Raw genomic sequence first — 22,612 nt, forward strand, 5'->3', positions numbered from 1 at the left:
CAGCCGGCGGAGCGGGCGGTGGCGGTGACCGCCGAGCCCACCCGGTCGACGAGCAGTGCCATCTCGTAGCCGATACGGCCGATGTCATGGCTCTTGTTGGCCAGAACCGCCAGGTGCGAACCGTTTCCGACGCTCATCACCAGCAGGTAGCCGCGCTGCATCTCGACGATCGACTGCATCACCTTGCCGCCGTCGAACAGTTGCGCCGCACCGGCGGACAGGCTCGCCAGACCCGCGGTCACCGCCGCGAGTTGTTCGGCGCGGTCCGAGGGTAGATGCGGGCTGGTCGCCTGCAGCAACCCGTCGGCCGAGACCAGCACCGCGTGCGAGACGCCGGGCACGTCCCGGGTGAAGCGGGCGACCAGCCAGTTCAGATTCTCGTCTGTGGGGTGCGCGTTGCTCATTCGAGGCCTCCGTCGTTGTACTGGATCTCGGCACGGCCACTGCGGACGCCGCTGAGATGTCGGGTCAAGTTGTTGCGGATCTCCTCGGGATCGCGGGCGCCCGCTTCCTCGGCTGGTGCCAGTCCGCCGGGCACCAGCTGGGCGCCCGGTTTACGGATCGGCAGTCCACCGGAGGTGCGTGCGGAGGTCGGTGGCTTGTCCGCACTGGCCGCCGCCGTCCATCCCGCGTCGCCGGGGGAGCTCCATGATGCCCCGTTCGACGCGGATTCGCTTGCGGCTGTGGAAGGTTCGACGAGCCACTCGGAAACCATGCGCTGATAGATCGGCGTCGGCGCCTCACCGTTGACCGGCTGCAACCTGGTCGAGGACGTGGGGACGGGGTCCCCGGCGGTGTCCTCGACGGGCTCGGCCGACTCGGGCCGTGCTTCGTCGAGCGGCTGCAGGCGTGCGGGGGAATCGTGTCGCTGCGTCGACGAGCTGGGCTCGTCGACCGGTTGCACGACGGCGGACGGGGTCTCCTCGGAGCGATCGGCGTCCGAGCCGCTGCCGTCGAGCGGGTGGAGGCCGGTCGACCGGGCCGTGTCCGGGCCGGTGCTCGATCCGCTGCCGTCGAGCCGGTGGAGATCGGCCGAGGGCGCCGGATCGCGGCGCGCGTCGAGCGGACCCGAGTGGGATCGCGGTGTCGCGTCGTCGGTGTCGGCACGGCTGCCGCCCGACCGTTGCGGGAGGGCCGACGGTGTCGCGTCGGCTGGATCGCGGCGACCCTCGGAAGGTCGTGGGTCGGGCGAGGCCTGCCCACTGTCGAGTGAGCGCGGGTCAGCCGAATCGGTGCGAGCGCCGCCGAGCGGTTGCAGGCGCACGGGAGCGGCCGGGCTCTGCGCTTGACGCCCGTTCGAATCGTGCTGGGGCGCCTCGTCGGAGCGGTTGCGGGTAGGTAGGGGCCAGGCGGCCGTCGGCTGACCGGTGGTCGGCCGGACGGGCGGGGGGACCTGCCAGGACGCGGACGGGGTGCGCTGCGGAAGCCCGGTGTTCTCGGCCTTCGGCTCGGGTAGGTCCTCGACCGGGTGCTCGGCCCAGAGCCCGCTCGGCGTCTCCTCGACTGGTTCGGATTCCGGCGCTGCCGACGGAACCCGTTGCGGCAGACCCGCCTTGGTGAGCGGCGCGCGGTATTCGCTGGCGTCGTAGGCGCCGGTGGTCGAACCGTACTGCGGCGGCACGAGCGGGTTCGCCACCGGGCTCAGCGGGTTCGGTGCGCCGACCGGCATGATCGGATTGGGTCCGGTGATGTCGGCGGCCGTGAGCGCCGACGGGACAAGCGGATTCGGCCCGGTCGACACCAGCGGATTGGGCCCGGTGGCCGGACCCGAGGAGGGCGGCGGGGGAGCGACGAGCGCACTGGGCAGATGCACGCTCGCGGTGATCCCCGGCTGCGGCGCCGAACCGTTGGTGCGGCGCAGGCTCACGGTGATGGTGTGCCGCTTGGCGAGCCTGCCGACCACGAAAAGACCCATCCGGCGGGCGGTTTCGATGGTCACCTCACCACCGGAGGCGAGCCGCTCGTTGGTGGTGCGCAGATCGTCGGCCGACATGCCGAGGCCGCGGTCGGTGATCTCGATCAGGTACCCGCCGTCGACGGCCCGGCCGACGATCACCGCCACCGAGGTGCTCGGCGGCGAGTAGCGCAGCGCGTTGTCGATGAGCTCGGCGAGCAGGTGCTCGATGTCGACGGCCGACTCACCGGCGACCACGCCGTCGGGCACATTCCCGATCTCGACGCGCTGGTAGTCCTCCACCTGCGACACCGCGCTCCAGAGCATGTCCGACAGCGGTACCGGCGGCAGATGACCGCGGCGCAGCGCGGTACCGGCGAGCACGAGCAGGTTGTCGCCGTTGCGGCGCATGCGGGTGGCGAGGTGGTCGAGGCGGAACAGGGTCTGCAGGCGCGAGGGGTTGTCCTCGTCGTGCTCGAGTTCCTCGATGAGCGCGAGCTGCTGCTCGACCAGCGACTGGCTGCGCCGCGACAGCGTCTCGAACATGTTGCCGATCTGCAGACGCAGTCGCGCCTGGTCGGCGGCCAGGTTGAGGGCCTGCTCGTGCATCTCGTCGACGGCGCGGGCGAGCTGACCGATCTCGTCGGTGGAGTGCACGCCCACCGGCGCGATCTCGGGGGTCGCGCCGCCGCTGCGCACCACGGCGAGTTCGTCGGGCAGCTTCACATGGGCCACCTCGAGCGCGTCGCGGCGCAGCCTGCGCACCGGGACGACCAGGGTGCGCGCCACCGCGAGCGCCAGCGCGAGACCGGCGAGCAGCATGCCGAGGACCAGGGTGGTCTCGCGCAGCGCGGCGGTCTGGGCGGTCGAGGTGTTGAGGTCGAGGGTCTTGTCGATCTCGTCGAGCAGACCGGAGATGGTCGCCGCGTAGGTGTCGGCGCTGACCTGCAGGGTGTTGAGCACCGCCGCGTTGGTCGTCGGGTCGCCGTTGTTCTGGCTGAACACGCTGATCCTGGTCTGGACCGCGTCGAGCAGCGAGGCCATGCTGCCCGCGTTGCCGGGCAGGATCATCGCGTAGGTCTTGATCATGGTCTGCTCGGAACCGAGCTCGACCAGCATCCGCGCACGAGCACTCTGGCTCGTTCCCGCGTCGGGGGACACGACCAGCGTGCGTTCCCGGGTGAGCACCCGACGCGCCTGGTGCAGCGCGGTGAGCTGCAGGAAGTAGCGCTGCACGACGTAGTCCTCGACCACCGGGGTCTTGGCGAGGGCGTTGCCGATGCGTTCACCGATCTCGTCGGTCTGTTCGCCGACCATCGCGGGCGATCCGCTGCGCACCGTATTGCGCAGCGTGGCGCCCGTGGTGGTCGCGGCGGTGAGTTCGTCGGCGACGGCCCGATCGATGCTCGCCATGCGCAACGCGCTCTGTACCTCGGCGAGGGCTTGGTCGTAGGTGGTGAGCGCGGCGTCGGTCTGCGGGTCGGCGATCGCACCCCAGTTGGCGGTCGCGGCGACGGCGAGTTGTTCGGTGGCGGTGGCGAATTTGACGACGGGCCGGATGACGGCGGCCTGTTCGGTCGCCGCACCGAGTTGGGTCATGGTCTCGAGTTCGGCATTGATGCGCAGCACGGCGAACGTGGTCGCGAGCATCACCGGCAGCACGAGAACCACACCGACCTTGCGCGTTACCGACCAGTTCGACAGGCTGAATTGCCAGGAGCGCGATGCAGGTTCCATCCGCGTGCGTTGCCTCTGCTTCCACGTGTGACCCCGGCCCGCGCGGGGGAGGTCGCGGACCGATGCGAGCGCAGAACCAACTGAAGGTCTTCTTTTATCGCAGGAAAGATACCGTGCCGGGTGGTCAACGGCAATCCGGGCAGGACAGCCCGAAATCGCCGAATATGTGCTGACGCAACGCTGACCACCGCCACCCTCTCAGTACGTTCTCAGTCGCTAACGGCAAACTGAGCACATGCGCATTCTGGTTGTCGACGACGATCGTGCGGTGCGGGAATCACTGCGCCGATCACTGAGCTTCAACGGCTACACCGTCGACCTGGCCGTCGACGGCATGGACGCTTTGGAGAAAGTCACAACAGCCAGGCCCGATGCGCTCGTTCTCGATGTGATGATGCCCCGTCTGGACGGCCTGGAAGTGTGCCGTCGGCTGCGCAGTACGGGCGATGATCTGCCGATTCTCGTTTTGACCGCGCGCGATTCGGTCTCCGAACGCGTGGCCGGGCTCGATGCGGGTGCCGACGATTATTTGCCGAAGCCTTTCGCGCTGGAGGAATTGCTCGCGCGTTTACGCGCTTTGCTGCGCAGGCGGGCGCCCGATCTCGGCGAAGCATCCGAAGCGATGGTGTTCGCTGATCTGTCGCTGGACCCGGTCACTCGCGAAGTTTCGCGCGGTGAACGTTCGATCAGCTTGACTCGTACCGAGTTCTCGCTGCTGGAGATGTTGATGGCCAATCCGCGCCGGGTGCTCACCCGAGGGCGGATCCTGGAAGAGGTGTGGGGTTACGACTTTCCCACCTCCGGCAACGCGCTCGAGGTCTACATCGGCTATTTGCGCCGCAAAACCGAGGCCGACGGCGAGGAACGCTTGATCCACACCGTGCGCGGCGTCGGGTACGTGCTGCGCGAGACCCCTCCCTAGGCCGCGGGCATGGCACACAAGGAACCGGTGGTCGCCGGACTCGGCCGTCCGCTCGACTCCGGCGAGATGCGCCCACCGATGCCGCTCACGCGCTCGGTGTCGCTGCGCTGGCGGGTCACCCTGCTGGCCGCCTCGGTGGTGCTGATCGCGGTGGCCGTCACCTCGATCGCGGCCTACGCGATGGTCGCGCGTGCCCTCTACGCCGACGTCGACGCGCAGCTCGAGGCGCGTGCGGCGACCATGATCAACAACAATTTCGAGTCGATCGGGTTCCAGTCGATCGTGCTCGCCGGGTTGTACTCCAACGAGGTCGGCGTCGCACTGATCTATGCCGATCACAAGCCGTATATGCCGCCGCAGCAGACGATTCCGCCGGTCGGCGCCCAGGAACTCGCGGTGGCCGACGGCAAGCTCAACTCCTCGCTGCGCACCGTCGGTGACCAGCGCGTGCTCGCGGCGCGCACGCACAGCGGCGCCACGCTCATCATCTCCCAGAAGCTCTACCGCACCCGCGAGGTGCTCGACCGGCTGGCGTGGCTGCTGTTCGTCGTCGGCGCCTGCGGTGTGGTGCTCGCCGCCGCGGCCGGTACCGCCGTCGGCCGCACCGGTCTTCGCCCGATCGCGCGCCTGACCGCCGCGACCGAGCGGGTCGCGCGCACCGACGACCTCACCCCGATCCCGGTCACCGGTGACGACGAATTGGCAAGGCTCACCGAGAGTTTCAACACCATGCTGCGTGCCCTTGCCGAATCCCGGGACCGGCAGCGCCGTCTCGTCGCCGACGCCGGACACGAGCTGCGCACCCCGCTCACCTCGCTGCGCACCAATATGGAACTGCTCATCGCCTCGAGCAGGCCGGGTGCGCCACGGGTGCCCGACGAGGACATGGTCGAGCTGCGAGCCGACGTGGTCGCCCAGATCGAGGAGCTGTCGACGCTCGTCGGCGACCTCGTCGACCTGGCCCGTGAGGACGCCCCGGAAACCGTCTACGAGCGGGTGGATCTCGGCGAAGTGGCCGAGCGGGCGCTGGAGCGCGCGCGGCGGCGTCGCGCGGGCATCACCTTCGTCGCCGACCTGCGCCCCTGGTTCGTCTACGGCCACGAGGCCGGCTTGGAACGCGCGGTGCTCAACGTGCTCGACAACGCGGCCAAGTGGAGCCCGCCCGACGCGGTCGTGCGGATCACCATGCGCCCGGCAGGCCCGGGACTGCTGGAACTCGCCGTCGCCGACGCGGGCCCCGGCATTCCGCCGGGCGAACGCGAGCTGGTGTTCGAACGCTTCTACCGCACCACCGCGTCCAGGTCGATGCCCGGTTCCGGGCTCGGGCTCGCGATCGTGAAACAGGTGGTGACCAAGCACGGCGGAACCATCGCCATCGACACCTCCGACCGGGGTGGCGCCCTGGTCCGCATCGTCCTGCCCGGTGAGGCGGCGCCCGCGGCAGTGGAACCGGACGAGGCACCCTGAACCGAGTCTCGGGCAACTGACGGTCCGGTCTCAGGCGCTTCTCAGTAGCCGTCGCCAAGCTTGTCGGCAAGCGTGAGAGAAGGTGACCATGAACGACGATCCCCAGCAGCGGCCCGCCGACCACCCCCTCGGCGGCCACGGCCCGGGACAGGCGGATCACCCCGCCACCGTGCCGGGTAGCCACCCGTATGGGCCCGCGCAGCACGGCTACGGACCCCAGCCGTACCCCCAGCAGCCCTACACCGCCCCGCCCGCGGCCCCGCGAAAGCCGTTGCGGCTCGGCTTGATCGCTGGAGCCACCGCGCTAGCCCTGGTGAGCGGTGGCGTCGGCGGTGTGGTCGGCGTGCTCGCCGCCGACTCCGATCCGGCGCCGGTGACGAACGCGCTCGAGGCGCCACGACCCGAGGTGAACAACGCCGCCAACGCGCCCGCCGGGTCGACCCAGGCGGTCGCGCAGCGGGTGCTGCCCAGCGTGGTGATGATCAAGGTCGCGGGCACCCGCGCGTCCGGTGAGGGGTCGGGGGTCGTGCTGTCCTCGGACGGGCTGATCCTGACCAACAACCACGTCGCCGCCGGTGCCGGATCGGGGGCGAAGATGGAGGTGGTGTTCAGCGACGGCAGCACCGCGCCCGCCACCATGATCGGCGCCGACCCGGTGTCCGACCTGGCCGTCATCAAGGCCGACAAGACCGGCCTCACCCCCATCGAACTCGGCACCTCCGACGGACTCGCGGTCGGCCAGCCGGTGATCGCGATCGGTTCGCCGCTCGGCCTGGCAGGCACCGTCACCACCGGCATCGTCTCGGCGCTCAACCGGCCCGTCTCCACCAGCGGTGAGGGCACACCGAGCCAGGTGAACCCGGTCATCGACGCGATCCAGACCGACGCCGCGATCAACCCGGGCAACTCCGGCGGCGCGCTCGTCGACGGCCAGGGCAAGCTCATCGGCATCAACACCGCCATCGCCAGCCTCGGCGGCGAGATGTCGGGCGCGCAGAGCGGATCCATCGGCCTGGGCTTCGCCATCCCGGTCGACCAGGCGCGCCGCGTGGCCGACGAACTCATCAAGACCGGCAAGGCCACCTACGCCCAGATCGGGATCAAACTGCGTCCGCTCGACACGGCCGCCCGGGTGCTCGAGGCGACCCCGGACGGGCCTGCCGCCAAGGCGGGCATCCCCGCGGGCGCGATCATCACCCGCCTCGACGACCGGCCCATCGATTCCGGCGACGCGCTGATCGCCGCCGTCCGTTCCCGCCAGCCAGGAGACACCGTGAAGATCACCTACACCGACGAACAGGGCGGAAACGCCAAGACCGTGGACGTCACGCTCACGGCCGCCGCGGCGGAGAGCGGCCGATGATGCGATCGAACGCGGCACTGTCGTGCGTAGGCGCTACGGTGATGACCATGGACATCGATGCTCCCGTGGCAGGGCGGGCACTTGTAGTGGTCGTCGACGATCGGACGGCGCACGGCGGCGTCGACTCGCTCGGCCCGCTCGTCACCGAATTGCTCAACGAAGCGGGCTTCCTGGTCGACGCCTCGGTGACCGTGCAGGCCGACGAGGTCGAGATCCGCAACGCGCTCAACACCGCCGTCATCGGCGGTGTCGACCTGGTGATCTCGGTCGGCGGCACGGGCATGTCGCCGCGTGATGTCACCCCCGAGGCCACCGCCCAGGTGCTCGACCGGGAACTGCCCGGCATCACCGAGGCGCTGCGTGCCTCGGGCCGCGTGGCCGGTTCGCTCGACGCGGGTCTGTCGCGCGGCGTCTCCGGTATTTCCGGCAGCACCCTCGTGGTGAACCTGCCGGGCACCCGCTCCGCGGTGCGCGACGGCATGGCCACCCTCGGCCCACTGGCGAGCCGGGTGATCGGCGAACTCTCCGGTCTGGACGAGTGATTCGATGAACGCGTCGGACAGCACATCGCCCGAGGAGCGCGAGGCCGCGCGGCGCAAGGCCGCCGAAGCGGCTCGGCTCGCGCGGATCTTCGGCGATGTGCTGCCCGAAACCACCGCTGACGAGCGCGGCGACGGTTCGCGCGGTTCCGATAACGACGAGTGGCTGCGTTCGCAAATACCGCCCCACCACGGGTGACCGACCCGTTATCTGCCTTTCCCGCTACGTGATAGCCAACCGGGGTTAATCCACTATTAACCCATTGCGAAGCGGCTACATTTTCCGAGGACCACACTTGAAGTGTGGTCCTTTGTCGTATAAGCGACGGTTTGCGGTCCGGGAAGCGGAGCTGTTCATCCCACTTGACAAACCCGAAGCTCAGGGCATCTATGCACGTCAAAGCATGTGGCGATGTATGAACTTGTGCCGGGCGTCACAGTGAAATTTACGAACTCTACGGTTGCTGGAACTAGAACGCAGCGTTTAATGTTCGCCATCCAGACCCACCACAATCGGTCCCCGCAGTACTCAACTTCTGTGCGTTGAACATCCGGTGCAGCCCTACCCTCGGGTAGCTCCGCCGACCCCGGCCGTATCGCCGAAATAACAGTCGGTTACGTAACGGCAACAAAGGGGCGACACACTGAGCTGGGCCTGTGAGGTCCACCCGTCCGGTCACGAAAGTCGAGACCGGCTGCTAGAGAACACTGATGAGGGGAAGTATGAGCGAGAACCGCACCACCGGTGTGCGCCGCGGCGCCCGTGCCGCGGGCGTCGGCGCTGCCGCGGCCGCCATGGCCATCGGCCTGCTGTCGACCGGTGCCGCCAACGCAGACACCTTCGTACCGTTGCCGGACGGTCAGAAGGCAGGCCCCGGGGTGACCATCACCCGTACCGGCGAGAGCGCCCTGATTTCGCCGTCGATGGCGGCCAACGGCGCAGGTCGCGTCGTGTGGGTGTCGGGCTCGGCCATCGCCGACGTCACCGCGACCCCCGAGGGCGAGGCAGGCCCCTGGAACGGCCCGAGCGGCCGCGACGGCTCCAACAACTCTTCCTCGCACGGCACCTCCATCCTCAGCACCGGCTACATCGTCGGTTGCCAGGTGAGCATCGCCGACGACGCGATCGGTGCCGGTGTGTCCGGCGGCGTGAGCACCGGCGGCGTCAACGCCGGTGGCTCGATCGGCGTGAACCTGGGCCCGGGCGAGGTCAAGTTCGTGCAGATCAACTCGAAGGACATCGTCAAGGCGGGTGTCTACGCGATCGATTACCAGGACGCGGAGATCGAGATCCAGGGCTGCGCCGGTTACGCGCAGGCCCGGGCGTACACCGTGGTCGAGATCATCGGCGACCACTACTCGAAGACCACCCTGTACGGCATGCCGTTCAGCATCGGCTGACGTCTTTCGAACCGGTACGAATCCTCTTCTCGCTACGGCGAACTCACTCCTCGAGGGACAAATCCTATGATCAACCGTAAGTTCATGGCGCGGATGGCGGGCGTCGGCGCCGCGGCCTCCGTGGCCGTCGGCCTGCTCTCCACGGGCGCGGCCAATGCCGATACCTTTGTGCCGCTGCCGGGTGGCCACATCACCAAGACCCTGTCCGACGGCACCGTCGTCGACATCAGCCTGGTCGGCGAGTCGGCCCTCATCAGCCCGTCGATGGGCTCCACCCCCGTGCACCGCAACGCGTGGGTGTCGGGCAGCGCGCAGGTCACCGTCTCCACCGGTGGCGCGGGCAAGATCTACCCGGGCTACACCGTCGGCTGCCAGGTGAACATCGCCGGCGGCGGTGTCTCCGGTGAGGGCAATGTCGAGTCCGACTGGGAAGGCAAGGTCGACGGCGGCGTCGGCACCGGCGGCGAGCTCTCGCTCGGCCCCGGCCAGGCGAAGTCGTTCTACGTTCTCGACATCGAGAAGGCCGACGACTACGGCAACGAGTCGCACAGCAAGAACAACAAGTTCAAGAACGGCAGTGGCTCGGTGACCTGGTCGGACACCACCATCGGCCTGTCCGGCTGCGCCGGCTACGCGCAGGCTCGTGCCTTCGTGAGCGTCGAGGTCGAGACCGACAATGTGATCAGCTGGGTCACCCTGTGGGGCCAGCCCTTCAGCCTCGGCTGATCTGTTGTCCCGCCTCCCCGCGAATTCAGGCCAGACCTGGGCGCGGGGAGGCTTGCGTCGGCGGCCGGACCAGGATGGTGGCGGGGTCAGCCCGTCCCCGGCGAGTTACCCCTGTTGGTGCGAGATCAGCTGATCGGTAAGCGAAAGGGCCCGTGCGTGTGCACGGGCCCTTTCGGCGTTCGCTGGACATAGCCAAGGGCTCTCATTATGTTTGTTGCGAATCGACTGCTCTCGCGGTCGGATTCACCCGCGTTTCGTTCGCCGATCGGCTCAGCTCGCGCCGATTCGGTGACCGCAGGCTTCTCGATCCACCTCCCGGCAGGACTGTCTGTCCTGTTGCCAGCGGTGCTGTGCCCTTGTGGCACACCTCAGCTGGGGCCGGGTGCGTTACAGATATCGACCTCGATGGTCGAGGTCGATTTTGCGTATACCTCGAGGGGAACAATGAGCGAGAACCGCACCAATCGTGTGCGCGGCGCCTGGAGCGCAGGCGCCGCGGCGGCGGTGACGATCGGCCTGCTGTCGGCCGGTGCCGCCAACGCCGATACCTTTGTGCCGCTGCCCGACGGTCATAAGGCCGGGCCTGGTCTGAGCATCACCCGCGTGGGCGAGAAGGCGACCATCTCGCCCTCGCTCGCCGCCAACGGCGCGGGCCGGGTGGCCTGGGTGAGCGGCAGCGTCGTGGCCGACGTCCAGCAGACACCCGAGGGTGAGCCCGGGCCGTGGAATGGTCCGTCCGGTCGTCCCGGCTCCAATAATTCGTCCACACACGGTACTTCGCAGCTCAATACCGGTTACATCGTCGGTTGCCAGGTGAGCATCGCCGACGACGCGATCGGTGCCGGTGTGTCCGGTGGCGTGAGCACCGGCGGCGTCAGCGCCGGTGGTTCGATCGGGCTCAACCTCGGCCCGGGTGAGGTCGCGTTCGCGCAGATCAGTTCGAAGGACATCACCAAGCCCGGCGTCTACGCCATCGACTACCAGGACGCCGAGATCCAGGTGCAGGGCTGCGGCGGTTATGCCCAGGCCCGCGCGTACACGGTGGTCGAGATCATCGGCGACCACTACTCCAAGACCACGCTCTACGGCATGCCGTTCAGCATCGGCTGAGCGGGACGACCGCCGAAAATCCTGCCAGCTCGATCGAATTCACCCTCGAGGGGTCTACTGAGATGATCAATCGCAAGAGTATGACGCGGGCGGCGGGCGTGGCTGCCGCCGTGTCCTGCACCATCGGGCTGTTCTCCGTCGGCGCCGCCCATGCCGACACGTTCGTGCCGCTGCCCGGCGGCGAGATCACCAAGACGCTGTCGGACGGCACCGTCGTGAACATCAAGATGGTCGGTGAATCGGCAACTATCAGCCCGTCGATGGGTTCGACTCCGGTGCACCGCAACGCGTGGGTGTCGGGTAGTGCTCAGGTGTCGGTGTCCGGTGGTGGTGACGCGTCGGGCGGCAAGATCTACCCCGGCTACACCGTCGGCTGCCAGGTGAACATCGCCGGTGGTGGCGTGAGCGGCGAGGGCGAGGGCGCGGTCGATGACGCGGGCGAGCCCTCCGCCGGCATCGGCACCGGTGGCGAACTGTCGCTCGGACCAGGCCAGGCGAAGTCGTTCTACGTGCTCGATCTCGAGAAGGCCGACGACTACGGCAACGAATCGCATTCCAAGAACAACAAATTCAAGGGCTCCAACGGCTCGGTGACCTGGGCCGACGAAACCATCGGCCTGTCCGGCTGCGGCGGGTACGCGCAGGCGCGCTCGTTCGTGAGCGTGGAGGTCGAGACCGACAATGTGATCAGCTGGGTGACGCTGTGGGGTCAGCCCTTCAGCCTCGGCTGACACGGCTGCTGTGTAACGGCCTGCCTCGCAGGCGAATCGGGGTCGCTCTTCGGAGTGGACCCCGATTTCGCTGTAGGGGGACAGGCTTCGGGACCTGACAGTCCGTCATCGCGTGGACGGCCGGTTAGTGGAACACCACGGTGAGCGCCGTGCGTAAGGACGCTCCGGCCACTGCGGTCGCGTACTCGGTGGCCAGTGCGACGAGCACCACCCGCTCGGCGCGCCGGTCGGCGGTCGCGGTGACGAGTACGACCGCCGCGTCGGTGGCCAGGGTGCGCGCCGGTGCGTCGGCACCCGGCCCGCCCGTGTCGTCGACACCGACCACGTCTACCCGGTCGCCGGCGCGCAGCACCTCGGCTACCGCCGAATCGGCCAGTCGGATCGGCACGATCCGGGCGTCGTCGGTGCCCGCGGCGGCCGCGGCCAGGCGGGGGCCGATCACCCGCAGATCGGTGAACATCTCACCCGCACGCATGGCACCGGTGAGTGTCGCGCCGAGCAGGGGAGCGGCTTCGGCGGCGAAACCGGTAGGGAGCGTTCGGGTTTCGTGCCGATCGACGCGTACATCGTCGGCGGTGAGCACCCTTCCCGGCGCCAGATCACGGGCCGCGACCACCACCGGTTGTGTTGCCGCACCGGGATCGCCGCGCACGAACAGGACGACGGCGACAACAGCGAGCGCGGCGGCGAGGATGCGGCGCGCAAGCAGGGCATCGGCCCAGGCGGGGCGATTACCGAGGGCGAACCGCCAGGAGCTGCCACGTCCCAGATCGGCAAGGCTGCGAGTCATGCCCGAAGCCTAGGAACGTGGCGGCATCACCGACAGCGGCGAAGGGCCGCCTGTGGATAACTCGGGGGTGTGGAGAACTCTTCGTTCAGCTCGCGGCGGCGGGAGCGGCTGCGCTCGACGACGAACCGCTCGCGGACGACCCGCTCGACGAGGAGCTGCCGTTACCGTCCGAGGATTTCGCCGGCTCGCTCGCGGTGGACGCGCCACCACGGCTGTCGGTGCGGTAGAAACCGCTGCCCTTGAACACAATCCCGACCGAGTTGAACAGCTTCCGCAGCTTCCCCGTGCACTGCGGGCATTCCGTCAGTGAATCCTCGGAGAAGGACTGAACGATGTCGAAGCGGTTGTCACACTCGGTGCACGCGTACGAATAAGTTGGCACAGGATCCTCCGCAAGTCTCGTCGATCTAGCACTCTACCGCCGACACTGCCAACCTCGCCAATCGCCGTTTCATTCCGCCGCTCGCGCGCGGGGATCGCCCAGCTCGCTCAGGCCCGCCTCGGGCGTCAACGCCCAGCCCATCCGATGGTCGTGCGGTTCCTCGGGCAACTCGACCACCAACTCCACGTCCCGGACCACCGCGATCAACCGCGCGCCCGCACTCGCCGCGCCGAGGGTGCGGTCGTAGTACCCGGCGCCGCGTCCGAGTCGCACACCACGCCGGTCTACCGCGAGTGCCGGGATCAGGATCGTGGCGGCCTCGGCGACCACCGATGGCGGCAAGGTCTCGGTGATCGGTTCGAGCAGGCCGTAGCGCGCGGGGCGCAGCGAATCGGCGCCCGCGTAGTGCGCCCAGCTCAGCGGCCCCGGCTCTCCGGTGACGGGCAGCAACACTGTGGCGCCGCGCTCGCGCAGGGCATCGAGCATGCGCAGATCGCCCGGCTCGGTCTTCGTCGGTACATAGGCGCACACCACCTCATCGGCCCCGGCCAGCAGGGCCGCGGTGGCCGCGAGGGCACTTGCCTCACGAGCGTGTTCGGCGGGTCCCACGGCGGCCCGGGTGGCCAGGATCTCACGTCGCCACGCATATTTCGTGCGCTCACCGGGCATCTCCACAGCGACCACCCTAAGCTCTTGCCGACGCCGGATCGTCGCGACGGGCGATCGGACGGCACGCTGAATGGATAGGGTATGCGCATGACAGACAAGACTTCCGGTTTCCGCACTGCGGTTGTCCCCGCGGCCGGACTCGGAACGCGGTTTCTGCCTGCGACCAAAACGGTGCCCAAGGAACTGCTGCCGGTTGTCGACACGCCCGGCATCGAACTGGTCGCCGCCGAGGCCGCGGATTCCGGTGCCGACCGCCTCGTGATCGTCACCTCGCCGGGCAAGGACGGCGTGGTCGCTCACTTCGTCGAGGACCTCGTCCTGGAGAGCACCCTCGCCGAGCGCGGCAAGTTCGCGCTGCTCGAGAAGGTGCGCAAGGCGCCCGGTCTGCTCGACGTCACCTCCGTCGTGCAGGAGGAGCCGCTCGGTCTCGGTCATGCCGTCGCCCAGGCCGAGCCCGTCCTCGACGCCGACGAGGACGCGATCGCGGTGCTGCTGCCCGACGACCTCGTGCTGCCCTGCGGTGTGCTCGAGACGATGAGCCGGGTCCGTCGGGAGCGCGGCGGCACCGTGCTGTGCGCGATCGACGTGCCGAAGTCGCAGGTCAGTGCCTACGGTGTGTTCGACGTGGAAGACCTGGCCGAGGGCGCGGAGGCCGATGTGCTCCGGGTGCGCGGCATGGTCGAGAAGCCCGATCTGGCCGACGCGCCGTCGACGCTGGCCGCCGCCGGCCGCTACCTGCTCGACCGCGCGATCTTCGACGCCCTGCGCCGCATCGAGCCGGGCGCGGGCGGCGAGTTGCAGCTCACCGACGCCATCGCCCTGCTCATCGCCGAGGATCACCCGGTCCATGTGGTCGTCCATCGTGGGTCGCGCCACGATTTGGGCAACCCGGGCGGCTATCTTCGAGCTGCCGTCGATTTCGCCCTCGAGCGGGACGAATACGGGCCGCAACTGCGCGAGTGGCTGAAGTTCCGGCTCAGCCCGGAATGGGACCCGCAAGCGCCGGTCGCGTAAAACGATGGGAACCGGCGAAGCCGTCGCCGATACACACAGGAGCTCGATGCGCTCGGTTGAGGATCAGCTGATCAAGGTCACCGCGGCAGCGGTCGCGCCCCGGCCGGTCCGGGTGGCGATTTCCGAGGCCCAGGGTTTGCTGTGCGCCGAGGACGTGGTCACCGAGCGGCCGCTGCCCGGCTTCGACCAGGCCGCCATCGACGGCTACGCGGTGCGCAGCGTCGATGTGAGCGCCGCCGGTGCCGAGGTGCGCGACGAAGAGGGCGAACTCATCGACCTCACCCTGCCCGTGGTCGGCGAGGTGGTCGCGGGTTCGCGTCAGCCGATCCGTCTGCAACCGCGTCAGACGGTGCGTGTCGACACCGGCGCACCCATGCCGACGCTGGCCGACGCGGTGCTCCCGGTCGAGTTCACCGACGGCGGCCGGGCCAGGATCAAGGTGTTCGAGCCGGTTCGCTCCGGCGACTACGTGCGCCGCGTGGGCGACGACGTGCAGCCCGGTGACGTGGCGGTTCGCGCCGGAACCATCATCGGCGCGGCCCAGGTGGGCCTGCTCGCCGCCGTCGGCCAGGACAAGGTGCTCGTGCATCCACGCCCACGGCTGTCGGTGATCTCCATCGGTGGCGAACTGATCGATATCGACCGCACACCCGGCCCCGGCCAGGTCTACGACGTGAACTCCTACGCCCTGGCCGCCGCCGCACGTGACGCCGGTGCCGACGTGAACCGGGTGGGCATCGTCAGCGCCGACCCGCGCCGGCTGCGCGATGTGGTCGAAGGTCAGCTGGTGCGCTCGGAGGTCGTGGTGATCGCGGGCGCGGTCGGCGGCTGGGCGTCGGAGCAGGTGCGTGAGGCGCTCGACGGGCTCGGCGAGCTCGAGGTGGACCGGGTGGCCATGCACCCCGGGTCCGTCCAGGGCTTCGGCCGGCTCGGGCGCGACGAGGTGCCGACCTTCCTGCTGCCGTCGAATCCGGTGAGCGCGCTCGTGGTGTTCGAGGTGATGGTGCGGCCGCTGATCCGCATCGCGCTCGGGCGGCGTCAGCCGATGCGGCGAATCGTCAACGCGCGCACCATCACTCCCATCACTTCGATGCCGGGACGCAAGGGCTACCTGCGCGCCCAGCTGCTGCGCGACGAGGCCACCGGTGACTACCTGGTGCAGCCGCTCGGCAACGGCAACGGCGGCTCCTCGCACCTGCTCGCGACGCTCGCCGAGGCCAACAGCCTGATCGTGGTGGAACCCGACGACACCGATTTCCGCACCGGTGACGAGGTGCGGGTCGCGTTCCTGGCGCAGCGCGGCTGAGAAGTGGAGTCCATGAACGTCTTCCGGGCCGGTCAGCATCCCGGGTGGCCTGCTCGTCTCGGTCCGGTGATCGTGGCGGGCGGCCAGGTAACCTTGCGGCCGGTGCGTTTTCGCGACGCCGCCGCCTGGAGCCGGATCCGGCTGCGCGACCGCGACCACCTCGAACCGTGGGAACCGACCGGCCGCGGCAGTTGGGAGGCGCGCAATCACGCCTCCAACTGGCCGTCGCTGTGGACGAGCCTGAAGGCCGAAGCGCGGCGCGGGGCGATGATTCCGCTGGTCATCGAGGTCGACGGGCAGTTCAGCGGGCAGCTCACCATCGGCAATATCGTGCGCGGGGCGCTGCGTTCGGCCTGGATCGGGTACTGGGTGGCCAAGGATCTGGGCGGCCAGGGGGTGGCGACGGCGGCACTCGGGCTCGGGCTCGACCACTGCTTCGGGCCGGTCGGCCTGCACCGGGTGGAAGCCACGGTGCGGCCGGAAAACCTTGCCAGCCAAGCCGTTCTGCGCAATGTCGGGTTCCGTGAAGAGGGTTTGCTGCGTCGTTACCTCGACGTCGACGGCGCCTGGCGCGATCATCTGCTGGTGGGCTTGACTGTCGAAGAGGTCATGGGCACCGTCGTAGATCGCCTGGTCAGGGAGGGTCGAGCGGCGCTGCCGTGAAAATTCTGTTACTCATGTGGCAGGTGTGCACGGCGCGCCTGCCACACGGGCGCGCGTGCCCGAATTAACCTACGGACGTCGGTAGTGCGTCCACGGATGGACAACATGTTGGCGGGGACGGGAGGTGATGACCGCGATGCCTAATTCGATCCTGTGGATCGGACTGGTCGTTCTGTGGGTATTCGTCCTGTTCCCGATCCTCGCGGACCGGCATCCCCGGATCCGCCGCACCACCGACGCTGCACTCGCCACGCGCGTGCTGCACCGTGGCGGGGCCGAACGACGGATTCGCATCGGGGCGGCGGGCGGACACGAGAGTGACCCCGACTATCGCCCCCGTGTGCTGACCAAGCGCCCCCACCGTACCGATTCGGAGGATCGGATGACGACCGATGAGCCCGTCACCGAAGGCGATGACGAAAAGCCCACCGTCACAGCAGAACTCGACGACATCGAGCACGGCCCCGACGAAGAACCCGGCGACGACGCCGAACTCACCGCCACCGAGGCCGACGACGAAGCGGCCGAACCGGATTCGGTCGAGACCGGCGTGGAAGAACCGCCGGTCTCGGCGCGCATCCCACCCGCACCACCCGCCCGCCTCGACGACCTACCCGAACCCGCCGCGCTCGACGACGACGAGGACTTCGTGCCGTCGCGGCGCGGACGCGGCGGCTACGACCCCGAGGCCGACGCCATCGCCCGCGCCGCCCGCTACAGCTTCCGCCAGCGCGCGGTACTCGGCCTCATCATCGCCGTCATCCTGTTCGCCGCCTTCGGTCTGCTGCTGAACTCGATGTTCTGGTGGGCCTGCGGCCTGTCCGCCGCCGTGCTCGCCGGCTACCTGGCGTACCTGCGCAAGCAGGTGCACGTCGAGGAGGAGATCCGGCGCCGCCGCATGGCCCGCCTCGCGCGCGGCCGCACCCGCGAAACCGCCACCGCCACCCCCGAGGCGGCCACCACCCGCCGCACCATGGACCGCGACACCGCCCGCGCCCTGCGCCGCCGCTCCACCCTGCTCGACACCGACGACGAGGACCCGATGTTCGAACACCTCGAAACCTTCGATCCCGCCACCGCCCGAGCACTGCGCCACCGGGTCTCCGACCTCGGTCGAGCCGTCGGCGAATAACCGGCAAAACAGCAGGTCAGCACACCGATTCGGTATCCGGCCGCACCGCCTGATACAGTGTCACAGCGCGGTTCGCCAGAGCCGCACGGGGCTATAGCGCAGTTGGTAGCGCGTCTCGTTCGCATCGAGAAGGTCAGGGGTTCGATTCCCCTTAGCTCCACTCCAGCCTCCCACTTGTTCACGCAAGTGGGAGGCTTTTTTCATGCGCGCGGACCGGTGTCGTAGCGGCCGCGTCAGCGGGTGAGCAGGGCACGGATCTCCGTGGCGACCAGTGCTGGGTCCTGTTCGGCCATGAAGTGGCCTGCCTCGACCGTGCGATGTCGCAGATCGGGAGCCCATGCTTTCCAGAGGGCGGTGGCGTCGTAGCCGAGGGCGGCACCCCAGTCCTGTTGCAGCACGGTGACCGGCATGGTGAGGGTATTGCCCGCTGCTCGGTCGGCGCGATCGTGGTCGACGTCGACAGTGGCCGAGGCGCGGTAGTCGGCGACGATGGACGGGACCGCTGCCCGGCACGCGGCCAGGTAGGTGTCGCGGACCTCCGCGGGGAGGGCCTGCGGATCGAGGGTCCAGGCGTCGAGGAAGTAGCCGAAGAACTCGTCGGACGCGGCCGCGATCATCCGTTCCGGCAGACCCGGCGGCTGCGCCATCAGATACAGGTGGAAGCCGACAGCACCGGCGGTCCCGTGCAGCGCATCCCACATGTCGAGGGTGGGCAGTACGTCCAAGCAGGCGAGATGAGTGATGACCTCCGGGTGATCCAGCCCGGCCCGGAAGGCCACCAGCGCACCGCGGTCATGCCCGACCAGCGCGAAGCGATCATGGCCGAGCGCTCGGGCCAGCGCCACGATGTCGGCGGCCATGACGCGCTTGCTGTAGGTGTCGCCGTCGTCGAGCGGCTTGTCGCTGGCGCCGTAACCGCGCAGGTCGGGGCAGATGACGGTGTGTTCGGTCGCGAGGTCGGCGGCGACGTGCCGCCACATCAGATGGGTCTGCGGGAAACCGTGCAGCAGCACGATCGGGCTGCCCGAACCGCCGACAGCCGCCGACAGCCGCACCCCGTCGGCTACCTCGATGATGTGGGTCTCGAAGTGGGGGAAAATCATGGTTGCTCCGTTCACTCGTTCGGTCCTGTCCACGGTGCGTGCCGCGAATGAGCAACCGATGAGCGTCGGTACGGTACGTCAGGTGGAGATCGGTGTGTTCGGGGCGGTGCGGGCGCTCGACGCGGCCGGTGCGCCGGTCACGCTCGGTGGGCCGCGACAGCGCGCCGTACTGGCCAGACTGGTCGCCGCCCACCGCCGGGTGGTCCCGGTCGACGTGCTGGTGGCAGACCTGTGGGAGGAACCACCCCGCGACCCGGTCGGCACTGTGCGCACCTTCGTCGCCGCATTGCGCCGCGGCCTCGAACCCGAGCGCGCACCACGCACGCCAGCCCGCGTGCTGGTTACCGAGGGGCCCGGTTACGCGCTACGCCTGCCCGACGACGCGGTGGACGTGTGGCGCTTCGCCCACACGGTGGAAGCGCTCGGCGACGCGCCGCCCGCCCGGATGGTGGCCGGACTGAGCGAAGCGCTGAGCTGGTGGCGCGGACCCGCTTACGCCGAAGCCGGCGACGCGCCGTGGGCGGTGGCGCCGCGGAGCCGGCTCACCGAACTGCGCTCGCTAGCGGTCGAGCGGCTGGCCGCGGCGCGGATCGAACTCGGTGACACGGGCGCCGCCGTCGCCGATCTGGACGCGCACGTCGTCGAACACCCGTGGCGGGAGGACGCCTGGCACCTGCTTGCGCTGGCGCTGTACCGCGCCGGTCGGCAGGCCGACGCCCTCACGGTGCTGCGGCGCGCACGGGCGATGCTGCGCGACCACCTCGGCCTCGAACCCGGCCCGCGCCTGTCCCGGCTGGAACAAGACGTCCTGCGCCAGGCTGGATACCTCGACCGCACCGGTGACGCGGCCCGGCTGTGGGCGCAGGCGACCGCCGCCTACGACAGCACCGTCTCCGACCGCGTCCGGCTCGAATCCACGGTCGGTCTGATGCGCGACCTGGCCGTCACCGGCGGTGCGGGACTCGATGCGGCACAGCGGCATCGGGCCGCGGCAGTCACCGCCGCCGAACAACTCGGCGACCCGATCCTGACCGCGCGCGTGATCGGCGCCTACGACGTCCCCGCCGTGTGGCCCCGCGCCGACGACCCGCCCCGGGCCCGATCGCTGGTCCGCAGCGCCGAACGCGCGCTCGCCGCGATTCCGGACGGGCCCGCCGCGCTGCGCTGCCGACTGCTGGCGACGATCGCAGTGGAATCGCGCGGCGTCGACGCCGGACCCCGTGCCGAACGCGCCGCAGCCGAAGCCGAACGTTCGGCGCGCGAAATGGGGGACGCGCCACTGCTGGCCTACGCCTTGAACGGTGTCTACATGCAGAGCTTCGCCCGCACCGGCCTGGCCGCCGAACGTGCGGTGCTCGGAGAGCGTTTGGTGGTCCTCGGCGAGGAGCACGGCTTGGTCCGCACTGCCGTCCTCGGTCACCTCATCAACCTGCAATCTGCCTGTGCCACAAATGATCTCACGCTGGCCGACACTCAAGCCCAGGCGGCCGACGAGCTGTCTACCCGGCACGACCTGCCGCTGGTCGGTGTCTTCACCACCTGGTACCGAGCCCTGCGCACAGCGGTCACCGAGCCCTTCGACCAGGCGCGCGACGCGTACCTGCGCGCCGCCGAACTCCTGCCGGGATCCGGGATGCCTGGCCTGGCCGACGGACTGCTGCCCCTGGCGCTGCTCGGCCTACACCTGCAACACCACCGCTCGTTCCGGCCCGAGCCGGGCACGGAGTGGGGCCCGGCGGAGCCGTGGATCCGTCCGCTGCTCCTGGCCGAAGCCGGCGATCTCGCAGCCGCGCGCCTCGCCCTGCGCGGCCTGCCCGATCCACCGAGAGATCCGCATGCCGAAGCACTCTGGTGCGTCCTCGGCCGCGCCGCGCTGCTGGTCGGTGACCAGGACACCATCGCCCGCGCCCACACCGCCCTGCTACCCGCGGCCGCCGAATCCGCAGGCGCGGCAGGCGGATTGTTCACGGCCGGTCCCGTCGCCGACTACCTCGCGGAACTGGAAGCAGCCCGGAACTGACGACCTCGCGCACCCCGCGACGGGTCCACTGTCGGGGTCGGAGCGGTCGAAGACGACCTTCCAGTCATGGGGGCGAGGTTCGAGGGCGGGGAAGACCACCGCCGGTGACTTACCATTTGGTCAATTCGCTGGAGAGTCGCTGCGAGGCAGTCGGCCCCACTCACCTCCGATCCAGGGCAGGCGCAATGAACAATCCCGTGACGAAGGTTCTTCTCAATCCCGCACCTTCCGCCAAATCCGTGCTGGGTGCGGCTCTTTCGGGACCGGTCGACCTCAGCGGGAAAGTCGTCGTGCTGACCGGGGCGTCGTCGGGGATCGGTGAGACCACCGCGCATCTGCTGGCGAGCCACGGTGCCCACATCGTCGCCGTCGCCCGTGATCGGGAGCGGCTCGACCAGGTCTGCGCCGATATCGCCGCCGCGGGCGGGAGCGCGCACGCGGTGTCGTGCGATATGACGGACGCCGATCAGGTCAGCGAACTGGCCACGACGGTGCTCGACCTGTTCGGGGTGCCAGACATCATCATCAACAACGCGGGACGCTCGATCCGGCGCACGGCGCTCGACGCCGCCGAACGGGCGCACGACTACGAACGGACCATGGCGGTCAACTACTTCGGGCCCGTCCGGTTGACGCTGGCGATGCTTCCCGCGCTGCGCCTGGTGAACCGCGGCCACATCATCAACATCGGTACCTGGGGAACCACCGCCGGGGTGATGCCGAAATTCAGCGCCTACCACGCTTCCAAAGCCGCGCTCGCCGCCTTCGGCCGCAGTGTCGGCGCGGAATGTCACGGCACCGGCATCAAGGTGACCACAATCGGATTCCCGCTCGTGCGCACTCCGATGATCAGTCCCACCGCCGAGTACGACAGCCAAGCGGCCCTCACTCCCGACCAGGCCGCGCAGTGGGTGCTCACCGCTGTCCGGGATCAGCCGGTCGAGCTGTACCCCGTCTACGCCGGAGTGCTGCGACTGATGTCGGCCCTCTCCCCGCGCCTCACCGACGCTGTCGTCCGAGCCGCCGGGATCTGAGCCGGGGATCAGAAGACCAGGTAGCGGAGGCTCAGGAAGCGGGCCAGGCCGACGGCGGCCATGATCGCGAGCATGGCGCCGGCCTGGGTGAGGTCGTCGAGGGTGGGGGCGAAGGATTCGAGGGCGGCCAGGGCGGCTGTGGTGATGCCCAGGCCGATCAGTGCGAGGCCGCCGCCCTCATATTGGGCCGTGAACCAGGGGACAGCCGTGGTGCGGAAGGTGAGGCGGCGGTGTAGTTCGTTGGCTATCACCGTGCTCACCACGGAGCCCGCGACATTGGCGGGGAGGGGGCCGAGGCCGGTGCAGGACATGAACAGCAGCACGTAGGCGATGTTGCTGACCCCACCGACCACCGCGAAGCGCAGCAGCTGGGCGACGGCATGGTCGCCGAGCGCGAACCGGCGGCCCCAGGCGTACAGACGGGACCAGTCCGGCGCGGGGGCGACGAGGGGACCGAAGACGGGGGCGATGGCGATGCTGTTCACGAGAGGAACCGTCGCCCGATGCGCTGACGCGGACCTGACGCGGCACTGACAGACATCGCACACGGTATGACGCTGATGTGTGTCAGGGGAGGTGTCAGGTCGCCGTCAGTGCGATGTCAGCCTG

At 69.3% G+C, this 22,612-nt stretch carries 21 protein-coding genes, 1 tRNA gene and 1 pseudogene; 16 read left to right on the plus strand and 7 right to left on the minus strand.

Annotation, left to right across the window (positions count from 1 at the left end):
- Positions 1-8: 8 nt before the first annotated feature.
- Positions 9-404: pseudogene (locus LDL21_RS02460) on the minus strand (roadblock/LC7 domain-containing protein); the annotation flags it as partial.
- Positions 401-3,631, minus strand: coding sequence for an ATP-binding protein (locus LDL21_RS02465; RefSeq protein WP_225278647.1), 3,231 nt, complete (start codon positions 3,629-3,631; stop codon positions 401-403). The gene LDL21_RS02465 and the pseudogene LDL21_RS02460, both read right to left, overlap by 4 nt.
- Positions 3,632-3,866: 235 nt before the next feature.
- Between LDL21_RS02465 and LDL21_RS02470 the strand changes: the two genes are divergently transcribed.
- The 9 genes from LDL21_RS02470 (at position 3,867) to LDL21_RS02510 (ending at position 11,890) form a co-directional block, all read left to right on the plus strand.
- Positions 3,867-4,553, plus strand: a complete 687-nt coding sequence (locus LDL21_RS02470; RefSeq protein WP_067485428.1) for a response regulator transcription factor — start codon at positions 3,867-3,869, stop codon at positions 4,551-4,553.
- 9 nt (positions 4,554-4,562) lie between these two features.
- Entirely contained in the window at positions 4,563-6,020 is a 1,458-nt protein-coding gene (locus tag LDL21_RS02475; RefSeq protein ID WP_181696725.1) for a sensor histidine kinase, read from the plus strand.
- Between the two features lie 88 nt (positions 6,021-6,108).
- Positions 6,109-7,383, plus strand: a complete 1,275-nt coding sequence (locus tag LDL21_RS02480; protein ID WP_225278648.1) for a S1C family serine protease — start codon at positions 6,109-6,111, stop codon at positions 7,381-7,383.
- Positions 7,383-7,925, plus strand: coding sequence for a MogA/MoaB family molybdenum cofactor biosynthesis protein (locus tag LDL21_RS02485; protein ID WP_181696798.1), 543 nt, complete (start codon positions 7,383-7,385; stop codon positions 7,923-7,925). Before LDL21_RS02480 ends, LDL21_RS02485 begins: the two co-directional genes overlap by 1 nt.
- A 4-nt stretch (positions 7,926-7,929) precedes the next feature.
- Entirely contained in the window at positions 7,930-8,121 is a 192-nt protein-coding gene (locus LDL21_RS02490; RefSeq protein ID WP_181696723.1) for a hypothetical protein, read from the plus strand.
- A 524-nt stretch (positions 8,122-8,645) separates the two neighbouring features.
- Complete coding sequence (locus LDL21_RS02495) at positions 8,646-9,323, plus strand: MspA family porin (protein WP_181696722.1); 678 nt, start codon at positions 8,646-8,648, stop codon at positions 9,321-9,323.
- 66 nt (positions 9,324-9,389) lie between these two features.
- Positions 9,390-10,049, plus strand: a complete 660-nt coding sequence (locus tag LDL21_RS02500; protein WP_181696721.1) for an MspA family porin — start codon at positions 9,390-9,392, stop codon at positions 10,047-10,049.
- 444 nt (positions 10,050-10,493) lie between these two features.
- Positions 10,494-11,159 carry an MspA family porin gene (locus LDL21_RS02505; RefSeq protein ID WP_067641775.1) on the plus strand — a complete coding sequence of 222 codons (666 nt, stop codon included), beginning with the start codon at positions 10,494-10,496 and terminating at the stop codon, positions 11,157-11,159.
- 62 nt (positions 11,160-11,221) lie between these two features.
- Entirely contained in the window at positions 11,222-11,890 is a 669-nt protein-coding gene (locus tag LDL21_RS02510; RefSeq protein WP_225278649.1) for an MspA family porin, read from the plus strand.
- A gap of 124 nt (positions 11,891-12,014) precedes the next feature.
- Here the strand turns inward: LDL21_RS02510 and LDL21_RS02515 are convergent, their stop codons facing one another.
- From LDL21_RS02515 to LDL21_RS02525, 3 genes are all read right to left on the minus strand, one after another.
- Entirely contained in the window at positions 12,015-12,680 is a 666-nt protein-coding gene (locus LDL21_RS02515; RefSeq protein WP_181696719.1) for an SAF domain-containing protein, read from the minus strand.
- An 85-nt stretch (positions 12,681-12,765) separates the two neighbouring features.
- Positions 12,766-13,062: an FmdB family zinc ribbon protein gene (locus LDL21_RS02520; protein WP_181696718.1), complete on the minus strand. Its 297-nt coding sequence runs from the start codon at positions 13,060-13,062 to the stop codon at positions 12,766-12,768.
- Positions 13,063-13,131: 69 nt separating this feature from the next.
- Positions 13,132-13,731 carry a 5-formyltetrahydrofolate cyclo-ligase gene (locus tag LDL21_RS02525; protein ID WP_225279215.1) on the minus strand — a complete coding sequence of 200 codons (600 nt, stop codon included), beginning with the start codon at positions 13,729-13,731 and terminating at the stop codon, positions 13,132-13,134.
- 87 nt (positions 13,732-13,818) lie between these two features.
- Between LDL21_RS02525 and LDL21_RS02530 the strand changes: the two genes are divergently transcribed.
- The 5 genes from LDL21_RS02530 to LDL21_RS02550 all read left to right on the plus strand — a co-directional run bounded on the left by LDL21_RS02530 (position 13,819) and on the right by LDL21_RS02550 (position 18,006).
- On the plus strand, positions 13,819-14,745 hold the full coding sequence (locus LDL21_RS02530; protein ID WP_067485930.1) for a UTP--glucose-1-phosphate uridylyltransferase: 927 nt from the start codon (positions 13,819-13,821) through the stop codon (positions 14,743-14,745).
- Between the two features lie 46 nt (positions 14,746-14,791).
- Entirely contained in the window at positions 14,792-16,051 is a 1,260-nt protein-coding gene (gene glp, locus LDL21_RS02535) for a molybdotransferase-like divisome protein Glp (RefSeq protein WP_181696717.1), read from the plus strand.
- Between the two features lie 12 nt (positions 16,052-16,063).
- Entirely contained in the window at positions 16,064-16,714 is a 651-nt protein-coding gene (locus LDL21_RS02540; RefSeq protein ID WP_067485934.1) for a GNAT family N-acetyltransferase, read from the plus strand.
- A gap of 136 nt (positions 16,715-16,850) precedes the next feature.
- Entirely contained in the window at positions 16,851-17,846 is a 996-nt protein-coding gene (gene sepX / locus LDL21_RS02545) for a divisome protein SepX/GlpR (RefSeq protein ID WP_225278650.1), read from the plus strand.
- A gap of 87 nt (positions 17,847-17,933) precedes the next feature.
- Positions 17,934-18,006 (plus strand) — tRNA-Ala (locus tag LDL21_RS02550).
- 73 nt (positions 18,007-18,079) lie between these two features.
- Here the strand turns inward: LDL21_RS02550 and LDL21_RS02555 are convergent.
- The gene (locus LDL21_RS02555) at positions 18,080-18,949 is read right to left on the minus strand and encodes an alpha/beta fold hydrolase (protein ID WP_225278651.1); all 870 of its coding nucleotides are present in this window, start codon (positions 18,947-18,949) and stop codon (positions 18,080-18,082) included.
- A gap of 58 nt (positions 18,950-19,007) precedes the next feature.
- Here LDL21_RS02555 and LDL21_RS02560 point away from each other — a divergent pair, with 58 nt between their 5' ends.
- On the plus strand, positions 19,008-20,969 hold the full coding sequence (locus LDL21_RS02560; protein WP_225278652.1) for an AfsR/SARP family transcriptional regulator: 1,962 nt from the start codon (positions 19,008-19,010) through the stop codon (positions 20,967-20,969).
- Between the two features lie 185 nt (positions 20,970-21,154).
- Complete coding sequence (locus LDL21_RS02565; RefSeq protein WP_225278653.1) at positions 21,155-22,003, plus strand: SDR family NAD(P)-dependent oxidoreductase; 849 nt, start codon at positions 21,155-21,157, stop codon at positions 22,001-22,003.
- An 8-nt stretch (positions 22,004-22,011) separates the two neighbouring features.
- Here LDL21_RS02565 and LDL21_RS02570 read toward each other — a convergent pair whose 3' ends face one another.
- A complete protein-coding gene (locus LDL21_RS02570; RefSeq protein WP_225278654.1) occupies positions 22,012-22,488 on the minus strand; it encodes a GtrA family protein in 477 nt (158 codons plus the stop codon).
- Positions 22,489-22,612 lie beyond the last annotated feature (124 nt).

It is taken from the genome of Nocardia rosealba (assembly GCF_020216065.1).
GTDB lineage: Bacteria > Actinomycetota > Actinomycetes > Mycobacteriales > Mycobacteriaceae > Nocardia > Nocardia rosealba.